This is a genomic window from uncultured Thiothrix sp. (genome assembly GCF_937873765.1).
Classification (GTDB): Bacteria; Pseudomonadota; Gammaproteobacteria; order Thiotrichales; family Thiotrichaceae; genus Thiolinea.
Map to the genome: position 1 here is coordinate 77620 of NZ_CALMZC010000039.1, position 17422 is coordinate 95041.

Annotated in this window: 17 protein-coding genes; 8 read left to right on the forward strand and 9 right to left on the reverse strand. The window is 45.1% G+C overall.

The window, feature by feature from the left end; genetic code table 11:
• The first annotated feature begins 21 nt into the window (after positions 1-21).
• The 6 genes from Q0307_RS11485 to Q0307_RS11510 are packed head-to-tail and all read left to right on the forward strand — an operon-like array spanning position 22 to position 7106.
• A complete protein-coding gene (locus tag Q0307_RS11485) occupies positions 22-1893 on the forward strand; it encodes a peptide-binding protein (RefSeq protein WP_298660688.1) in 1872 nt (623 codons plus the stop codon).
• A 13-nt stretch (positions 1894-1906) separates the two neighbouring features.
• On the forward strand, positions 1907-3283 hold the full coding sequence (locus Q0307_RS11490) for an ABC transporter permease (protein ID WP_298660691.1): 1377 nt from the start codon (positions 1907-1909) through the stop codon (positions 3281-3283).
• A complete protein-coding gene (locus Q0307_RS11495; RefSeq protein WP_298660693.1) occupies positions 3276-4472 on the forward strand; it encodes an ABC transporter permease in 1197 nt (398 codons plus the stop codon). Before Q0307_RS11490 ends, Q0307_RS11495 begins: the two co-directional genes overlap by 8 nt.
• Positions 4473-4475: 3 nt before the next feature.
• Complete coding sequence (locus Q0307_RS11500; RefSeq protein WP_298660695.1) at positions 4476-6143, forward strand: ABC transporter ATP-binding protein; 1668 nt, start codon at positions 4476-4478, stop codon at positions 6141-6143.
• Positions 6143-6313: a hypothetical protein gene (locus Q0307_RS11505; protein ID WP_298660696.1), complete on the forward strand. Its 171-nt coding sequence runs from the start codon at positions 6143-6145 to the stop codon at positions 6311-6313. Before Q0307_RS11500 ends, Q0307_RS11505 begins: the two co-directional genes overlap by 1 nt.
• Positions 6314-6353: 40 nt before the next feature.
• Positions 6354-7106, forward strand: a complete 753-nt coding sequence (locus Q0307_RS11510) for a hypothetical protein (RefSeq protein WP_298660699.1) — start codon at positions 6354-6356, stop codon at positions 7104-7106.
• On the opposite strand, the gene ftsX is transcribed toward Q0307_RS11510, so the two are convergent.
• From ftsX to ftsY, 3 genes are read right to left on the reverse strand one after another with little or no spacing between them, the layout of a single operon-like run.
• A complete protein-coding gene (gene ftsX, locus Q0307_RS11515; protein ID WP_298660701.1) occupies positions 7103-8092 on the reverse strand; it encodes a permease-like cell division protein FtsX in 990 nt (329 codons plus the stop codon). The two genes, Q0307_RS11510 and ftsX, sit on opposite strands and share 4 nt — an antisense overlap.
• A complete protein-coding gene (ftsE, locus tag Q0307_RS11520) occupies positions 8093-8740 on the reverse strand; it encodes a cell division ATP-binding protein FtsE (RefSeq protein WP_298660920.1) in 648 nt (215 codons plus the stop codon).
• Positions 8733-9752: a signal recognition particle-docking protein FtsY gene (gene ftsY / locus Q0307_RS11525; protein ID WP_298660703.1), complete on the reverse strand. Its 1020-nt coding sequence runs from the start codon at positions 9750-9752 to the stop codon at positions 8733-8735. Before ftsY ends, ftsE begins: the two co-directional genes overlap by 8 nt.
• Before the next feature lie 47 nt (positions 9753-9799).
• Between ftsY and rsmD the strand changes: the two genes are divergently transcribed.
• A complete protein-coding gene (gene rsmD / locus Q0307_RS11530; RefSeq protein WP_298660705.1) occupies positions 9800-10411 on the forward strand; it encodes a 16S rRNA (guanine(966)-N(2))-methyltransferase RsmD in 612 nt (203 codons plus the stop codon).
• A 62-nt stretch (positions 10412-10473) separates the two neighbouring features.
• The gene (locus tag Q0307_RS11535) at positions 10474-11640 is read left to right on the forward strand and encodes a fatty acid desaturase (protein WP_298660707.1); all 1167 of its coding nucleotides are present in this window, start codon (positions 10474-10476) and stop codon (positions 11638-11640) included.
• A gap of 90 nt (positions 11641-11730) precedes the next feature.
• Here Q0307_RS11535 and Q0307_RS11540 read toward each other — a convergent pair whose 3' ends face one another.
• The 6 genes from Q0307_RS11540 to rplI all read right to left on the reverse strand — a co-directional run bounded on the left by Q0307_RS11540 (position 11731) and on the right by rplI (position 17365).
• On the reverse strand, positions 11731-12189 hold the full coding sequence (locus Q0307_RS11540) for a Spy/CpxP family protein refolding chaperone (RefSeq protein WP_298660709.1): 459 nt from the start codon (positions 12187-12189) through the stop codon (positions 11731-11733).
• Between the two features lie 181 nt (positions 12190-12370).
• Complete coding sequence (locus tag Q0307_RS11545) at positions 12371-13060, reverse strand: response regulator (protein WP_298660711.1); 690 nt, start codon at positions 13058-13060, stop codon at positions 12371-12373.
• A 4-nt stretch (positions 13061-13064) separates the two neighbouring features.
• Complete coding sequence (locus Q0307_RS11550) at positions 13065-14495, reverse strand: ATP-binding protein (RefSeq protein ID WP_298660713.1); 1431 nt, start codon at positions 14493-14495, stop codon at positions 13065-13067.
• A 35-nt stretch (positions 14496-14530) separates the two neighbouring features.
• Entirely contained in the window at positions 14531-15310 is a 780-nt protein-coding gene (locus Q0307_RS11555; protein ID WP_298660715.1) for a hypothetical protein, read from the reverse strand.
• Between the two features lie 130 nt (positions 15311-15440).
• Complete coding sequence (dnaB, locus tag Q0307_RS11560; protein WP_298660717.1) at positions 15441-16808, reverse strand: replicative DNA helicase; 1368 nt, start codon at positions 16806-16808, stop codon at positions 15441-15443.
• 101 nt (positions 16809-16909) lie between these two features.
• Positions 16910-17365: a 50S ribosomal protein L9 gene (gene rplI, locus Q0307_RS11565; RefSeq protein ID WP_298660719.1), complete on the reverse strand. Its 456-nt coding sequence runs from the start codon at positions 17363-17365 to the stop codon at positions 16910-16912.
• Positions 17366-17422 lie beyond the last annotated feature (57 nt).

The following is a 17422-nucleotide window of genomic DNA, read 5'->3' on the forward strand; positions in this document are numbered from 1 at the left end:
CGCGTAAGTATACAGAAGAACATGCAAAAAAGATTCATCACCCGCGACTGGCTTCTCTATTCCATCCTCATAATTCTGATCGCTTTATTGTTATTAGTGATGTACCAAGTAGATCGTCAATGGACGAAATTGGCGCAGATGGAATCCGCACTCACTCAGCAAGCCCAAGATATGCGTAGCTTGCGCACGGCAGTGAGTTCTGGGCAGGTGAATCTTTCATCCGCAGTGAACTCCGCCACCCCTACTAAGCAGCTTGCAATCCCAGGCGTCGGCGCTGCCTTTCAACGTGCTTATGCGGCCAGTAAAAAGCCTGATTATGCCCAAGGTGATTGGGGGGTCAGCGCCCTCGAAACGAGTCTAAAGACCTTAACCCCTTTAGTTTCAACCGATGCTTATGCGTCTCAAGTTCAGTATTACGTGCAGGAAAGCTTAGTTAATCGCAATCCCGATACGATGGAGTGGGAGGGCTTAATCGCGAAGTCTTGGCAAATTAGCCCCGATGGCTTAACCATCACTTTCCAAATGCGTGATGATGTAACCTTCTCGGATGGCGTCAAGCTTACGGCTAAAGATGTGGTCTTCACCTATAACTTCGTTATGAATGAAGCAATTGCAGCACCAGCAGAGCGTTCAGTGTATGGGCAAATTACTTCTGTGGAAGCTAAAGGCGATTATGAGGTCGTCTTTAAATTTAAAGAGCCTTATTTCCAGTCCTTCGGTTTAGCGGGTGGCTTAGCCATTATGCCGGCTCATTTTTATGAGCCCTATATGAATAAACCACAAGAATTTAATCAGTCCAAAGGCTTATTGCTAGGGAGTGGCCCTTATCGTTTAGCTGACCCAAAAACTTGGACACCCGATCAAGGTAGTGTCGAGCTGGTTCGGAATGAACGCTATTGGGGGGATGTACAGCCTGCGTTCAATCGGATGTTGTGGAAAGTGATTCAAAATGAAAGCGCACGCTTGACCACTTACCGAAATGGCGAAATTGATAGCTATGAAGCCAAGCCTTCTGAATACGCTAAGCTGAAAACTGATCAGCAAATCATCGATAAAAGCCAAAACTTTGAATACATGCCGCCTGTCGTGGGCTACGGCTATATTGCTTGGAATCAGCAAAAAGACGGGAAACCGACCCGCTTTGCAGATAAACGTGTGCGTCAAGCGATGACTTACCTTACGGATATGCAACGCATTGTAAAAGATATTTATTTAGATCATGCTGAGCAGGCGATTAGCCCGTTTAATCCACGTTCTAAACAGCATGATCCTAGCTTGCAGCTTTGGGTATTTAATCTCGAAAAAGCGCAAAGTTTACTGAAAGAGGCGGGCTTTGCTGACAAAAATGGTGATGGCATTTTAGAGGATCAGGCAGGCCAGCCGTTTGAGTTTAAGATGGTTTATTTCCAAGGGAATAAAAGTAGAGAACGCACGGTACTGTTTCTGAAAGATATTTATGCACGGGCAGGGATTAAATTAGAACCGTCTCCGCAAGAGTTTCCAGTGATGCAGGAAGCTTTAAAGAAACGTGATTTCGATGCAATCACCATGGGCTGGTCGAGTGGAATTGAAACTGATATTTATCAAATGTTCCATAGCTCGCAAATAAAAGACGATGGTGATAATTTCATTTCTTATCACAATCCTGAGCTAGATAAGTTAATTGATGAAGCGCGCCGCACAGTAGATGAGCCAAAACGGATGATTCTGTGGCAACAGGCTGAAAGAATTATGTATGAGGATCAGCCTTACACCTTTTTAATTCGTGAGCAGTCCTTATTGTTTGTGGATAAGCGCATTCAAAATTTACAAATGTCCAAACTGGGCTTGAACTACGGTTCTTTGCCTATGGAAAACTATGTGCCAGCCCCTTTGCAAAAGTATCAAAAATAAGCGGAGCTGCTAAATGCTGACGTATTTGCTGCGCCGCTTGCTGTTGATGATTCCAACTTTGCTAGGAATTACGATAGTCGTATTCTCGGTGATGGCGCTTTCCCCCGGTGGAGTGGGTGCGCAGAATATGACCGATAGCAATATGAAGCCAGAAGAGCGTAAGGCGCTGATGGATTATTACAATAAACGCTATGGGCTTGATCAGCCTGCACCGATGCAATATTTGCGCTGGCTGAATAATGTTTCCCCGATAGGGTTTGAGCAGGATGAGAACGGCAAATACACTAGTTTCTCTTTGACTAAAGGGATGGATCTGGGGGAAAGCTTTTATTTTGGCCGCCCTGTGAGCGAAATTTTGGGCGAGCGCATCCCGATTACTTTGCTGCTGAATATCATCACTATCCCCATTATTTATATTGTCGCCATCGCGATTGGGGTGAAGTCGGCTACTGAGCGCGGGAGTGGCTTTGATGTGAGTTCTAGTATGGTGATGTTAGCGCTGTGGTCGATTCCTACTATGTTGTTGGGTGTGCTATTGCTAGGTTTTTTTGCCAGTGTGCAGCATTGGCAGTGGTTCCCAACGGCAGGGATTGGCAGTCGTGCGGCGCAAGATATGCCTTTTATGCCGCATTGGGGTTCGTTGTGGGACGTAGGTAAAGTTTTCTTAGGCATGCTAATAGGAACCTCACTATTAGTTTGGTTGAGTCGTTGGCAAGAGCGTAAATTGCGTGCTTTCTTAGCGGGTGTTTTTGGCCTTGTCGCTGGTGTGTGGATGGCACAAGCGCATGCAGATTTCTCACTATTTGCTTGGGTAGTATTACCAGTTTTAGGGGGGGCGATGCTGGTTGGCATGGGGTGGATGGATTACACACCTTTTCGAGTCATAGGTTTGGGTTTTTTGGGTGCAACCCTCGGAATTTTATTTGCTTTGCAATTCACCGATGATGGTTTTGTGCGCGGTTTTTTATTGGATCGTATCTGGCATTTAGTCTTACCCGTTTTATGCTTATCACTAGGCGCTTCAGCGGCTTTAGCGAAAATTATTCGTGCTTCGCTGTTAGAAAACCTTAGTGCCGATTATGCACGCACGGCACGCGCTAAAGGTTTAGACGAGCAAACCGTGCTGTGGAAGCATGTGTTTCGTAATAGCTTATTACCGCTGATTACCATCATTGCGGGCTTATTACCGAGTTTATTAGCGGGTTCTTTAATTGTTGAGAATATATTTAGTATCAATGGTATGGGGCAACTAGCAATTGAAGCAGTAAAAAGTCGGGATCGTGAGTTGGTGCTATCGATTACTTGGATTAGCGGTTTCCTAACCTTGGTTGGTTATTTAATCGCTGATTTTCTTTATACTTTAGTTGATCCACGTGTGACTTATGACTAAGCAAATCATTAGCCAAGAAACACTGTCACGTCGTTTATTACGCAAAACCTTTGCCGGTCACGGTGTAAAATTCGCCTTATTTTGGATAGGCACTTTAATTCTGTGTGCAGTCTTTGCTCCATTCTTAGCAAATAGTATGCCTTTGGTCATGAGCAAAGCAGGGCAATTGTCTTTCCCGGTTTTGACTTATTTGAGTACGGAGGACTTAGCGGTATTAGCGGCTTTTTTCACGATTTTGGTGTTGTGGGTATTGCCATTGAAATTAAAGTTTAGAGTGAATTTAGCGCTGTTGGCCGCAGTGATTGCTGCCGTCGTGGTTTTGGCTAATGTCTATTTAAAACCACCACAGTTGGTGATTTATGATGATTTCCGTACCGCCCATTATACCGAAGTCGATTGGCGAGTGATGCCACTGATTCCTTATGCACCGCAAGATTATTTACGCGATTATGGCGATACTGGTTTAGAACCGCCTTTAGCGGGTAAAGCGGCTGAAGAGCAGCGTTTACATTTGATGGGTACTGAAGAGAATGGGGCGGATGTTTTAAGTCGGATGATTCATGCCTCACGCATCGCTTTAAGTATTGGGATTGTAGCGACCAGTATTTCTATGATTCTCGGGATTATCATTGGAGGCTTCATGGGCTATTTCTCGGGCGTAGTCGATATGATTGGTATGCGTCTTGTGGAGATTTTTGAAGCGATTCCAACTTTATTTTTACTGCTCACGTTTGTCGCTTTCTTTGGGCGTAGCCTGTATATGATGATGATCATTATTGGGGTAACGAGTTGGTCGGGGTATGCGCGCTACATTCGTGCTGAGTTCTTGAAGTTACGCCGCCAAGATTATGTACAAGCGGCAGTGGCAGCGGGTTTACCCCTACACTCGATTTTGTTTCGACATATGTTACCGAATGGAGTGGCGCCTTTATTGGTGGCGGCAAGTTTCGGGGTGGCTTCAGCGATTTTAGCGGAAGCGACTTTAAGTTTCTTAGGCCTAGGTTTAGTTGAGGAGCCGTCGTGGGGACAAATGTTGGATCAATCAGTGACATCTGCCAGTTTCAATTGGTGGATGGCCGTGTTTCCTGGTGGCGCGATTTTCTTAACTGTATTCGCTTATACCTTGATTGGCGAAGCCTTCCGCGATGCAATTGACCCGAATCTCTCGCGTGCAGCGGGGGTACAATAAATAATGCCAGCGCCCTTATTAGTGGTCAATAAGCTCTGCACTTATCTACAAAATGGCGCTGAAACCGTTAAAGCGGTGGATGGCATCAGTTTCACTATCAATAAAGGCGAAACCTTCTGCCTAGTCGGTGAATCGGGTAGTGGTAAATCGATTACGGCTTTATCGGTGATTCGCTTACTGCCTTATGGGATTGCCTCGCATCCGAACGGGCAGCTTCTGTTTAATAATCAAGATTTGCTAAAGGTAGATGAGGATGAATTGCGGACGATTCGTGGATCACAAATTGCCATGATCTTCCAAGAGCCAATGACTTCGCTCAATCCAGTATTCACGGTCGGTGATCAAATTATGGAGGCCTTGCAGCTCCATCATCCTGAGATGACAGCAGAAGAGGCAGAAGAACGTGCGATTCAAGCTTTAGATCAAGTACAGATGCCCAATAGCCGCGAACGCCTGAATAGCTTTCCGCATCAGCTATCAGGTGGACAACGTCAGCGCGTGATGATTGCGATGGCTTTGGCTTGTGAGCCGGAGTTATTGATTGCAGATGAACCAACGACTGCGCTAGATGTGACCGTGCAGGCGGAAATTTTACGCTTGATGCGCCATCTACAAGAAACTACGGGGATGAGTATGTTGTTCATTACTCATGATTTTGGGGTGGTCGCACAAATGGCGCATCAAGTCGGGGTGATGCAGCACGGTAAGTTAGTCGAAGTGGGTTTGGTCGAACAAGTGCTGAATCGTCCGCAACATCCCTATACCCATCAGTTACTCGAAGCAGTTCCCGAAAATTTGGCACGCCATAAAAATCCCACCTTAACCAAACCACTGTCTGAAGCGCAGTTAATCGCTGAACCCTTGTTACAATTGCGACATGTTAATGTTTGGTTCCCGATTAAAAAGGGCTTATTTAGGCAAGTGGTTGATTATAATAAAGCCGTTGATGATGTGAGCCTTGATATAGTCAAAGGCCAGATTGTAGCTTTAGTCGGGGAGTCGGGCTGTGGGAAAACGACTTTAGGTCGTGCGGTCTTACAATTAGAAAAGCCTAGCTCGGGTAGCATCAAAATGCAGGGCAACGAATTCGTGGGTCTGTCCGCTAGTGCAATGCGTGCTTGGCGCTCGAAAATGCAAATAGTCTTCCAAGATCCGCAATCGTCTTTGAATCCGCGCCTTTTAATTGAAATGACCTTGACCGAACCGATGAAGGTGCATGGAATCGGCTCAAATCAAGAGGAGCGTTTAGAGTTAGCGGCCAAAACTTTAGAGCGCATGCAATTAAAGCGTGAACATTTATGGCGTTATCCCCATGAATTTTCGGGTGGACAGCGCCAGCGGATTGGCTTAGCGCGTGCTTTAGTTCTGAATCCGGCGTTTATTGTTTGTGATGAAATTACGAGTGCTTTGGATGTTTCGGTGCAGGCCGAAATTTTGCAGTTACTCTTAGAGTTGCGAGCGGAGCGCGATTTAACTTTACTCTTTATTACACACAATATTGGCGTGGTTGAGTATCTCAGTGATCAAACCGTGGTAATGTATAAAGGACGGATCGTTGAATTGGGGCCAACTACAGCCGTGTGTGGTTCACCGCAGCAGGATTATACTAAAAAGCTGTTGGCGGCGGTGCCACGATTGAGTTTGGGTCAAAAGGCATGGGGCGCTTTATAATGAATTGCTATTTACTCCAAAACGGCTATCCTGCGATTAATTTGCCTGCCAAACGCCAATGGGAGTTCAATACCTTGATGCTAGCGTTTTATCCATCAGGCGACGAAACTGCGATGAATGTGTTTATGCGTTCCTGTATGGATGAGCGAGTATTGCGGATCATGCTATAGTAGGGTCAAATTATTTTCGCTAATCTCAAGTTGAATGGCCATGCAAAATCTTGTGTTAAGAAAACAACTAGCTACTTACAGGCGAGTTGGGGTTGCTATTTCTGTGTTTAGTCTAGCAACACTTAGTTCTTTTGCTTGGAGTGAAACCCCTTATGGTGGCATGGGGAGTATGCCGTGGTCTTCCGGCTTGTCACCTTGGAGTATGGGGGCGAACCCGTGGTCTTCCGGCTTGTCACCTTGGAGTATGGGCAGCAATCCTTGGTCGACTGGCTTTATGCCTTGGGGTGGAAATAGTTGGAGTTCGTCAATGATGCCGTGGAGTTCTGGCAACGGCGGGGGGAACTCATGGGGAAATAACGCATGGATGCCGTGGTCTAGTGGTTCTAACTCCTTTGGGCGACGCAATAATAATGATTGGGTAACGAGTATGTTTTTAATGAACTCACTCAATAACCAACAACCTTGGAATACAGGCATACTTCCAAATTATAATTATCAAGCCCCGAGTTGGCAGCAGGTACCTCTGCAAACACCGCCTAGTGCTTTCTACCAATCGCCGCCAGTTATGCTGCCCAATAATTTCATGCCCAACCCTGATACAGGTCAAGCCGTCCAGCCTGCAGAATCCATTAGGTTTCCTGCGAGTAGCTCGAGCTTTAGCCCTTTCTTAGACTCTAATCCGCCAACTACTAATCAATCACCAGTGGCTAACTCTGTTCAATCTCAACCGAGTACGCCTCAACCTAATCCTACTGGCAAAACCTTAGTATTTCCGGACGGTAGTCGCTTTTAGTCGTTAATTACTTCGCTTTCCCACAGATAGCGATTGACGGCTAACCATGCCCCGACTAAACCTAAACTAGCACTGATGATTAAGACTTCCAAAGTAGTAGTCAGATCAATGCCGCCTAAATTGAAATCACTGCCATAAAGCAGAGATAGTTTATTGACAGGCTCGACCAGAAATAATAGGGCGATATTCACGACTAATAAGCTTAAGAAGCCGCCAAACAAGCCTAACCACAAACCACCATATAAAAAGGGGCGACGAATATAACGATTAGTCGCGCCGATTAAACGGGTGACACGAATTTCATCTTTGCGATTTTCAATATCCAGTCGAATCGTATTGCCAACCACTAAGAGGACAGTGGTGGCTAGGAGTGCTGCCACCACCGCAACAATACGCTCAGCGATTTGCAGGATGGCGCGTAGGCGTTGAATCCATTCAATATCGATTTGCACATCTTCAACTTCTTTGTAGGTTTTTAAGCGCTTGGTGAAGTCTTCCAAATCAGCATCAGTGACCCCTAAATCATTCATTTTAGGGGTAATCACCACAATATTGGGTAAGGGATTTTCACCTAAGGTTTTTAAAGTATCCGCAAGACCCGCAATTTTCTTAAAATCTTGCAAGGCCTGATCGCGGGTAACCACCGTAGTACTCAACACTTCAGGCTGACTTTTGACCAGTTCTGCCAAATCATTTGCTTGTTGCTCAGTCACTTTCGGCTTTAAAAACAAAGAAATAGTTGGTACAGATTGATTGTTATGCGTCAAACTTTGTAGATTTTTAACTAAAACATGCATGCTCGTCGGTAAAGATAAGGCCAAAGCAATCGCAATCAAGGTAATCCAAGCAGAAATCGGGTTAAACCATAAGCGCTTGAGGCTGAAATCAATCGCTTGTTTTTGCTGACTCAACCAAACCCTAAATTTGCGCCCTAAGTCATGGGAAGCTACAATGCGCGGTTTAGCCGGTGGTCTTTTGTCGGTCATTTAAAGCTCCACGCGCTGCAGCACAATAATGCGCTTTTGCATACGTTCGACCAAACCATGATCATGGCTGGCAATTAACACGGTCACACCAATGTCATTAAATTGAGCAAAGGTATGCATAATGTCTTGTGCTAATTCAGGGTCTAAATTTCCCGTTGGCTCATCTGCCAATATCATGGTTGGGCGATTGACCACTGCACGTGCAATACCTACGCGCTGTCGCTCACCGGCTGAAAGCATCAGTGGATAGCTTTTAGTCTTTTTCCCTAAACCTACTTTATCTAAGGCGGCATTAACGCGGCGCGTAATATCCGTAGCGGGCATGCCAGAAATTAATAAAGGCAAGGCAACATTATCAAATACATTGCGGTCATAGAGCAGGTGTGGATCTTGGAAAATAAAGCCAATACGTCGTCGATAATTAGGAATTTGACGAGCTTGTAAATGAGATAAAGGCGTGCCATCAATCAATACATCGCCTTTGCTTGGAGTTTCCAGCAAAGCGATTAATTTGAGGAGGGTACTTTTGCCGGCGCCTGAATTGCCAGTGATAAAAATCATCTCTCCGGCACGAATCGTCAAATTGACATTGTAGAGAGCAAGCTGGCCAGTCGGATAACGCTTCTGTACCTGACGAAATTCAATGATCGTTTTGTTTGTCATCGCCGCCCGCTAATAACGCGCTAGTAAATTCGTAAGCGTCGAACTCTTGTAAATCATCAATGGTTTCGCCCACTCCAATGAAGCGCACGGGAATTTTTAACTGCTCAGCAATCGCAAATAAAATCCCGCCTTTAGCCGTACCGTCCAGTTTAGTAACGGTAATACCAGTGACACCTAAAGCTTCATTGAATTGGCGTGCTTGAATTAAAGCGTTTTGCCCAATACTCGCATCAACAATCAACATAATTTCATGCGGTGCTGATTCATCCAGCTTTTGCATGACGCGCTTCACTTTTTTCAACTCTTCCATTAAGTTGGTTTGCGTATGTAAGCGTCCAGCGGTGTCAGCCAGTAGAACATCAATGCCGCGTGCTTTGGCGGACTGCATCGCATCATAAATCACTGAAGCCGAATCCGAACCACTGCCTTGGGCAATCACTGGAATGCCATTGCGCTCACCCCAAATCGTAAGTTGCTCGACCGCCGCAGCACGGAAGGTATCACCTGCGGCGAGCATCACCGATTTACCTTGTTGCTGGAATTTTTTGGCGAGTTTACCAATGGTAGTGGTTTTGCCAGCGCCATTAATCCCGACCATCAACAGTACAAAGGGTTGGTGGCTGCTCTCAAGCGTTAAAGGTTGAGCGGCAGGCCGGAGGATGCGATGCATTTTGTTATACAAAGCCTGCATCAAGGCATCCATATCGTCTAATTCTTGGCGACTCACCCGTTGGTTGAGATCACTCATAATTTCCTGAGTGGCTTCCATTCCCACATCGGCCATTAAGAGACGGGTTTCTAGTTCTTCGAGAACTTCATCATCGACTTTTTTCTTACCTTTAACGATGACATCCATACCTGCGGTAATGGTATTGCCGGTTTTGAATAAGCCTTGGCGGAGGCGCTCAAATAAGCCAAGTTTCTTAGGTTGAGCGAGTACGGCATCGGGGGAGATGTCTTCTGCTTCCTGCTTTTTTTTCTTTCCAAATCCAAACATCGTACAATCACCTACACCAAAATTTTTATCTGTGAGCACTCTGCTAAATGCCCCGCATACTATCATCAGCCAGCCCAAATCGTAATAGTTCTCAGGTAAACAGAGCCAAAGCCAATCAATTACGTATTATAGGCGGACAATGGCGTAGTCGTCGCCTTCCTATAGCTGATGTGGCGGGTTTAAGACCTACTCCTGATCGGGTGCGCGAAACTTTGTTCAATTGGCTGCAGTCTGTGATAGGTGGAGCACGTTGCTTAGATTTATTTGCAGGTAGTGGCGCTTTAGGGTTTGAAGCTTTATCACGTGAGGCCGCTAAGGTTGTGTTTGTCGAAAAAGATACGCGGGCTTTCAAACAATTACAGGCTAATGTGGTGACTTTAGAGGCGAGTGGCGCACAATTAATACATGCGGATGCATTCAGTTATCTAGAGCGTGAAATGGCGAGTTTCGATGTGGTTTTTCTTGATCCACCTTTTCGGTTAGCGCTACCTGAAAAGGCTCTAGATAAATTGTTAGAGCGGCAATTAATCGCTCAGGAAAGTTTGATTTATTTGGAGCACGAACTTGAGTATCAGCTTGAGTTTGCGCGTTGGGGCTTAGCGGTTCATCGGCAGACTAAAGCGGGGCAAGTGATGAGTTTTTTATTGAAAAAAGTATAATTTAAGCCACTAATTAAAAGTTAAGTGTTTTTAGGGTCAATGGTAGGTAGAGGAGAGATTTCATGGGCTTATGGTCTGAGTTAGTAGCTTGGCAGTTGGTGTGTATTGCCTTGGGGTTAACACATATCACTATTATCGCGGTAACAGTTTTTTTACACCGCTCGCAAACCCATCGTGCAGTCGAGTTAGGTATTATCCCTTTCCATTTTTTCCGTTTCTGGCTGTGGCTTACGACTGCGATGATCACCCGTGAGTGGGTCGCAATTCATCGTAAACATCATGCTAAGTGTGAAACACTAGATGACCCACATAGCCCACAACATAAGGGTTTACAGACTGTGCTGTGGCTAGGTGCTTTTTTGTATCGTCGTGAGTCTTTAAATCAGGATACCTTGAATTTGTATGGCCGTGGTACTCCAGACGATTGGCTAGAGCGCAATATCTATGCGCGGTTACCTTGGTTGGGGGTACTGTTGATGCTGCTGATTGATTTAGCTCTGTTTGGCTTGGCAGGTTTAGCGATTTGGTTGGTACAGATGTTATGGATTCCGTTCTGGGCGGCTGGGGTGATTAATGGTCTGGCACATTTTTGGGGTTATCGCAATTGGCAGACTGACGATGCTTCTACCAATATCTCCCCTTTAGGGATCATCATTGGTGGCGAGGAATTACATAATAATCATCATGCTTTTGCGGCCTCAGCGCGCTTATCGAGCAAATGGTATGAATTCGATATAGGTTGGATGTATATCCGCTTATTAAAAATACTGGGTATGGCCAAAGTGCGCAATGTAGCGCCACGCCTCACAGTGAATCTGGCCAAGCAGGTAGTGGACTTAGATACTGTATCCGCCGTGTTGGGGAATCGGATGCACGTTTTATCAAATTTTACACGTCAAGTGACGAAGCCCGTGATCAAAGCTGAGTTATGCCAAGAAAAACCAGCTTACCGTCAGCAACAACGCCTAATGCAACGTCTACTGAGTCAGTCTAAACCGCTGGATCAAGTTACAAGTGCCAATTTGCAACAGTTGTTAGCAGGTAATCAAACTCTAGAGACGGTTTATCAGTTCCAACAGCGCCTATTGCAATTATGGGAGCGTACCACCCAATCTCAGGAGACGCGTTTGGAAGCTGTGCAAGAATGGATCGCACAGGCAGAGAAAACGCGAGTAGTAGCTTTAGCGCAGTTTGCGCAGCGTCTACGTGGTTATTCGATGGCAGCATAAACGTTTGGAATAGCACTGAATAAAAAACCGGATTCTAGAATCCGGTTGATAAGAGGTAAATGCAAGATAATTGCAAAAGTCTAAGTAAATTTATTCAGCCGGTTTATTATTGCCGCAATCACCACCATGTCCGCCTCGATGATGACCACCATGACGACCTTTGCCTTCAGTGCCACCGTCCATACCAAATCCCCTGTGTTCGTCACGGAAAGATTTCATTTTAGTTGCTTGCTCAGGTGTCAAAATACCGTTGATACGTGTTTCAGCTTCAGTACGTAAGACTTCACGTTTAGCATGCTGCTCAGTCATAATCGTTTTTAACTGGGCTACTTGGTCATCGGTTAGATTCAAGCGTTCTTTCATACGGTTCACGCGTTTTTCAATATGCTCAGCTATTTTGGCATCACGCTGTGCTTGAGTATCGGCAGCAGTCGTCGTTGGAGCTGTAGTGGTAGCAGGCGCAGGGACTGGATCTTCAGCAAATACACTGTTAGCAGCGCCTAAACCTAAAGCACTAATTAAAGCTAAAGTTAAAATTGACTTTTTCATTCTAGGTATCTCCAAAAATTATTGATAAGTTCCTGTAGGTTTTAACTGACTTAAGCGGTCTTCCCTAACCTAAGTTTGTTCTAGTGTGGAGCTTGTCTTGCTTCCATGTGAGGCAGAATACTCAGGAATTACGGACTAAGTTTGAGCTAATCATGGAGAGATTTAGGAGAATGAAGGGCTATTAAGGCTCGAATTTATAGCCCACTGAATACACCGAGTGGATCAATTCGCGCTCTGAGTTGAGTTCGTTAATCTTTTTGCGCAGCTTTTTAATATGACTATCAATCGTGCGATCACTGACAATGCGGTTATCAGGATAGACTCGTTCCATCAATTGCTGGCGACTGAAAATTCGCCCTGGATAGGATTGGAGGGTTTCTAATAATTCAAATTCAACTAAGGTCAAAATGACTTGTTGGTCGCCATATTGTACACATAAACGTTCGCGATCCAGTTGAATACTGGTCTGTCCGAGGATGGTTCCATTTTGTTGATGATGGGTTGGCAACGTAGTGCGCCGCAAAACAGCTTTAATCCGAGCAAGTACCTCACGTGGGCTAAAAGGCTTACAAATATAATCATCAGCTCCTAGCTCTAAGCCTAATAAGCGATCAATTTCCTCAGCCCGGGCAGTGAGCATGATAACGGGAGGCTGGGGAGCGCGTTGGCGCAGTTCTTTACAAATTTCTAAGCCATCTTTACCGGGCAACATCAAATCCAATAGCACCAACTCTACCTGATTATGCTGTAACCAAATGCTCGCCGCATTGCCATCAGCAATCCAATGAGTTTTATAGCCAGAACTTTGTAAATATTTTTTTAAGAGGTCGGCAATTTTAGGTTCATCTTCTACGATTAACACCGGAAACATGGCTTTAGCCTCGGTTAGATTTCTTCGTTAAGGTCTTCAGCGGTAGTTTAACAGTGATCTGCAAGCCACCTAAGGGCGAATGCTCGGCTTGAATACTACCACTATGTGCTTCCACAATATTATGGCAGATGCTCAAGCCAATACCTGCTCCCCCAGTTAAGCGATTGCGCGAATTTTCTACACGAAATAATCGCTCAAATAGGTGAGGGATAGCTTCATCAGGCACACTTGGCGCGGTATCTTGAAAGCTGATTTCTGCCATTTGCCCATGCGTTTTGTATTTGACCTGTAATCGACCAGGGGCATCAGTATAGCGTAGGGTATTTTTCAGTAAGTTATGAAAGAGTTGTTGCAGGCGTTGCTCATCGGCTTGTATTAATGCTTGTTGATCCTTGGGCAGTTGCTGTTCTAGAGTTAAGCCCGCTTCTTGGAAACTAGACTCGAATTGATTGAGGCTATCTTTCAGCACTTTGAGCAAGTCAATTTCGGTTTTGTGATAAATTAAAGCACCACTATCTGACATGGAAAGGGTATATAAATCCTCGACTAAGCGCTGGAGATGCAAAGCTTCTTGATGTAAGGAGTGAATAGTGGCGTCGTCCACTTGATTAATTCCATCTTGGATGGCTTCAATTTCACCTCGCAAAATCGATAAAGGAGTGCGTAATTCGTGAGCAATATCTTGAATCCATTGCCGCCGCGCTTGTTCATTTTGCTGTAAGCGCTGCGCAAGCTGATTAAAGTCCGAGCTAAGTTGACCTAATTCATCGCCTCCAACTTTTGCAATCCGTGTAGCATAATTGCCGTCGGCTAATTCACTGGTGCTATGCCGTAAACGCTGAATCGGTCGGACTAATTGACGTGCGAATAAAAAGGCCACCAACATACTGCCCAGTAAAGTCATGAGGGCAATAATAAATAAGGTTCGGTTTTGTTTTTCTAAAAATTTTGCGTCTTCGCTACTTTCGCTAAAACCAGTGCGTTGGTACAGCCCTAAATAGCCGACTATGTGCTGGCTCCACTCTAACTTATACTCTAGGTCGGGCGGGTCTTTTAGTTGAATACCTTGCACTAATTGGTGGTCAGCATCTAATAACACTGTCCGCCGCCGCACATCGAATTGAGTGAGACGATTAAGCGAAGGGGCAGGTGGAAGATCATTGACCTCAGTTTCGGTTTGCTCACGCAGTGAGCGCTGCAATAAAAACCACTGACGACGATCTTTTTTAAGATTTTCCCAACTACCATGTCTGGCGTAATAAGCCACTAGAGTGGTTTTTAGTTGTTGCAGATGTTCATTTTCTTGCTGGCGCACAAATTCCAAATAGGTGTATCTAAATTGGAAATGGACGAAGCTTAAAGAAGCAGTCACTGCTATGGAGCAGGCTAATAGGATCGCAATAAACAGTTTAGTTCGAATACTAAGGCTAGGCATGCTTCCAAGGTACTGACTGTGTCTAGTAGAGTCAATCACTGCCCATAAGCAATTTCGAGCCAAATGTGTCCGTTTTTGCCAGATTGCTTCACGCTCAGAACTTGAATGCTCGAACCTTCAGCTAAGTATCCAATACTTTCTGCTAAATTGGCACTGCCAGTACTCATGCGTTGGCCGGGTGGAGCAGAACGTACTTTAGCGCCCCAAGTTAATTTATAGCTTTTATTTGGCTCAGGCAGGGTAGTCACATCTAAATCCAAGCCTAGTAAACTCCATTTACCATTTTGAAACTGCCCAGCATAAAGCCAAGCTGACTTGTATCTAGGTATTATGGGTTGATTAGTAGTGTTGTCGTCCACTAAACCTTGGACGGTTAAAGCAACAGGTGCGGTGGTTTTAGGTAAAGTCGTTGGCTGATTAGCTGCTAAACTTGCCAAAGGTAAAATATCACGAGGAATAATAGCCGCTTGGTCTAAGTAATCTTGACTCTCTAGTAAAGTAGATGGCAAACGGTTAGTAACTTCCGTGTTGAGGTTTTGTTTGGGCGGCGTTAGCGTACTTGATGCAGATGCTTTTAAGTGGGTGTCAGGTTTTTCAGTATGGCTCTGTGGGACTTGAATAGGTTGGGCGGGATGAAGATTAGCCTGACTAACTATTATTGACTCCGGTGCGGCTAAGGGTTCTTTGGTTAATAAAGATGGACTCACAAACACCGAAGAGCGGGTTAATAACCAACCCAAAATTAAACTACTGACTAATAGAGTAAATAAAAGCGTTACTAGCAGCCAATTGGCATATTTTGAGTCTTCGTGCATCGCTTCCAAGCCATCCTTGTCATAATTTGATCGAAAATTAATCAAATTAAAAATAGCACATCTTTCCTTGAAATGCTTATAGATTAATCTGGTTCAAGCTACTTAAGTTAATGAGGGCAAGACTTACTAGTCACTCAAAGCCTTGGGTATATACTTCTGGTGTATAATTTTCAAAGCGCGTGTATTTGCCTAAGAAAGTAAGACGGCAGGTGCCGATGGGACCATTACGTTGTTTAGCAATAATAATTTCTGCCGAGCCTTTTTCTGCCGAGTCAGGGTGATAAACCTCATCCCGATACACGAACATAATCACATCCGCGTCCTGCTCAATCGCACCGGACTCGCGTAAATCAGACATTACAGGACGCTTATTCGGGCGTTGCTCCAAACTCCGGTTGAGCTGGGAAAGAACAACAATTGGTGTACTCAATTCTTTTGCCAAGGCTTTCAGGGAGCGGGATATTTCCGACACTTCATTGGTACGGTTTTCGCTTTTACCATTCCCTTGCATTAACTGTAGATAGTCAAGGACGATAAGCCCTAATTGACCATGCTCACGTACTAGACGGCGAGAACGCGCACGTACTTCATTCGGGGAGAGTGCAGGGCTGTCATCAATAAACATAGGCACATCCGCGAAAATCTTTACGGCAGTCGCAATGCGTGGCCAATCTTCATCCGTGAGTTGGCCGGTACGTAATCGATGCTGATCTACCCGTCCCATCGAGGATAATAAACGCAACGTCAATTGCTCAGCAGGCATCTCCATACTAAATACAGCGACCGGTAGCTTTTTATGCGCGGCGGCGTATTCAGCAATATTCATGGAGAAAGTGGTTTTACCCATGGAAGGACGACCTGCAACAATCACTAGATCGCCTTTTTGTAGGCCAGAGGTCATCTCATCTAAATCGGTATAGCCGGTCGAGACCCCTGTAATAGTGGAGTTGAGTTTGCTGAGTTCTTCAATGTGCTCTAAAGTGGTTTTCATTAGAGATTTTAGCGCTCGGAAGGATTTGGTATTTCGTGCACCTTGCTCAGCAATTTCAAAGACTTTACGTTCGGCCTGATCGAGTAGTTCGCGGCTATCGCGGCCTTCGGTGTTATAGCCTGAATCAGTAATTTCAGTACCCACACTAATCAGTTGGCGCAGGATCGATTTCTCACGCACTATATCCGCATAAGCATTGATATTGGCTGCACTCGGCGTGTCCTTAGCCATCGTGGCTAAATAAGCCAAACCACCCGCATCTTCTAGTGAGCGATTTTCCTTAAGCCAGTCACTTAAAGTAATCACATCCAAAGGCTTTTGTTGGCTAGCTAAATAAGCAATCGCACGGAAGATCAAACGGTGATCTTGCCGGTAAAAATCAGTCTCGGATAATTTGTCGCCAATGATCATCCAAGCTTCATTATCCAACATTAAACCGCCCAGTACGGACTGCTCTGCTTCAATCGAATGCGGAGGAATTTTAAGTGATTCGTATGTGTCTGCCATAGCCAGCAGTTTACAGGAAGTGGGGAGAAAAGAGCGGAGGCTCGCCTAGAAAATTCATCAGGCAGCTATAAAACTACCTGATGATGAAGCTAAGATGCTGATTACTTGGCAGCTTCGTCTTCAATAATAACTTTTACGGTCGCATCTACATCAGTATATAAGTGCAGACCTACTTCATATTCACCTAGTAAGCGCAAGGGGCCTGCAGGCATACGAATTTCACGACGCTCTACAGGAACACCGGCTGCATTAATCGCTTCAGCAATTTCAATACTAGACACAGAGCCGAATAATTTACCTTCGCCACCCGTTTTAGCTTTAATGGTTAAAACTAAATCTTGTAATTGATCACGACGGGCTTCAGCCGCAGCATGTGCATCTTGCGCAGCTTTTTCTAATTCAGCACGACGCTGTTCAAATTCAGCGATATTGGCTTTAGTGGCCATTTTGGCGCGGCCGGTCGGAATCAGATAATTACGGCCATAGCCTGGACGTACATTAACTACAGTTCCGAGTGCACCGAGATTTTCAACTTTCTTTAGAAGTATGACTTCCATCGTTCTCACCTTAAAATGTAACTCAGGCTGAGCCTGAATAATCCATAAATACTTAAG

Bases quoted from the DNA above. Each gene is read 5' to 3' on its own strand.
- Q0307_RS11490 (WP_298660691.1), top strand. From the start codon at position 1,907: ATGCTGACGTATTTGCTGCGCCGCTTGCTGTTGATGATTCCAACTTTG.
- Q0307_RS11555 (WP_298660715.1), bottom strand. From the start codon at position 15,310: ATGCACGAAGACTCAAAATATGCCAATTGGCTGCTAGTAACGCTTTTA.
- Q0307_RS11535 (WP_298660707.1), top strand. From the start codon at position 10,474: ATGGGCTTATGGTCTGAGTTAGTAGCTTGGCAGTTGGTGTGTATTGCC.
- Q0307_RS11550 (WP_298660713.1), bottom strand. From the start codon at position 14,495: ATGCCTAGCCTTAGTATTCGAACTAAACTGTTTATTGCGATCCTATTA.
- Q0307_RS11495 (WP_298660693.1), top strand. From the start codon at position 3,276: ATGACTAAGCAAATCATTAGCCAAGAAACACTGTCACGTCGTTTATTA.
- dnaB (WP_298660717.1), bottom strand. From the start codon at position 16,808: ATGGCAGACACATACGAATCACTTAAAATTCCTCCGCATTCGATTGAA.
- Q0307_RS11510 (WP_298660699.1), top strand. From the start codon at position 6,354: ATGCAAAATCTTGTGTTAAGAAAACAACTAGCTACTTACAGGCGAGTT.
- Q0307_RS11540 (WP_298660709.1), bottom strand. From the start codon at position 12,189: ATGAAAAAGTCAATTTTAACTTTAGCTTTAATTAGTGCTTTAGGTTTA.
- ftsX (WP_298660701.1), bottom strand. From the start codon at position 8,092: ATGACCGACAAAAGACCACCGGCTAAACCGCGCATTGTAGCTTCCCAT.
- Q0307_RS11500 (WP_298660695.1), top strand. From the start codon at position 4,476: ATGCCAGCGCCCTTATTAGTGGTCAATAAGCTCTGCACTTATCTACAA.
- Q0307_RS11545 (WP_298660711.1), bottom strand. From the start codon at position 13,060: ATGTTTCCGGTGTTAATCGTAGAAGATGAACCTAAAATTGCCGACCTC.
- rsmD (WP_298660705.1), top strand. From the start codon at position 9,800: ATGCCCCGCATACTATCATCAGCCAGCCCAAATCGTAATAGTTCTCAG.
- ftsY (WP_298660703.1), bottom strand. From the start codon at position 9,752: ATGTTTGGATTTGGAAAGAAAAAAAAGCAGGAAGCAGAAGACATCTCC.
- rplI (WP_298660719.1), bottom strand. From the start codon at position 17,365: ATGGAAGTCATACTTCTAAAGAAAGTTGAAAATCTCGGTGCACTCGGA.
- Q0307_RS11485 (WP_298660688.1), top strand. From the start codon at position 22: ATGCAAAAAAGATTCATCACCCGCGACTGGCTTCTCTATTCCATCCTC.
- Q0307_RS11505 (WP_298660696.1), top strand. From the start codon at position 6,143: ATGAATTGCTATTTACTCCAAAACGGCTATCCTGCGATTAATTTGCCT.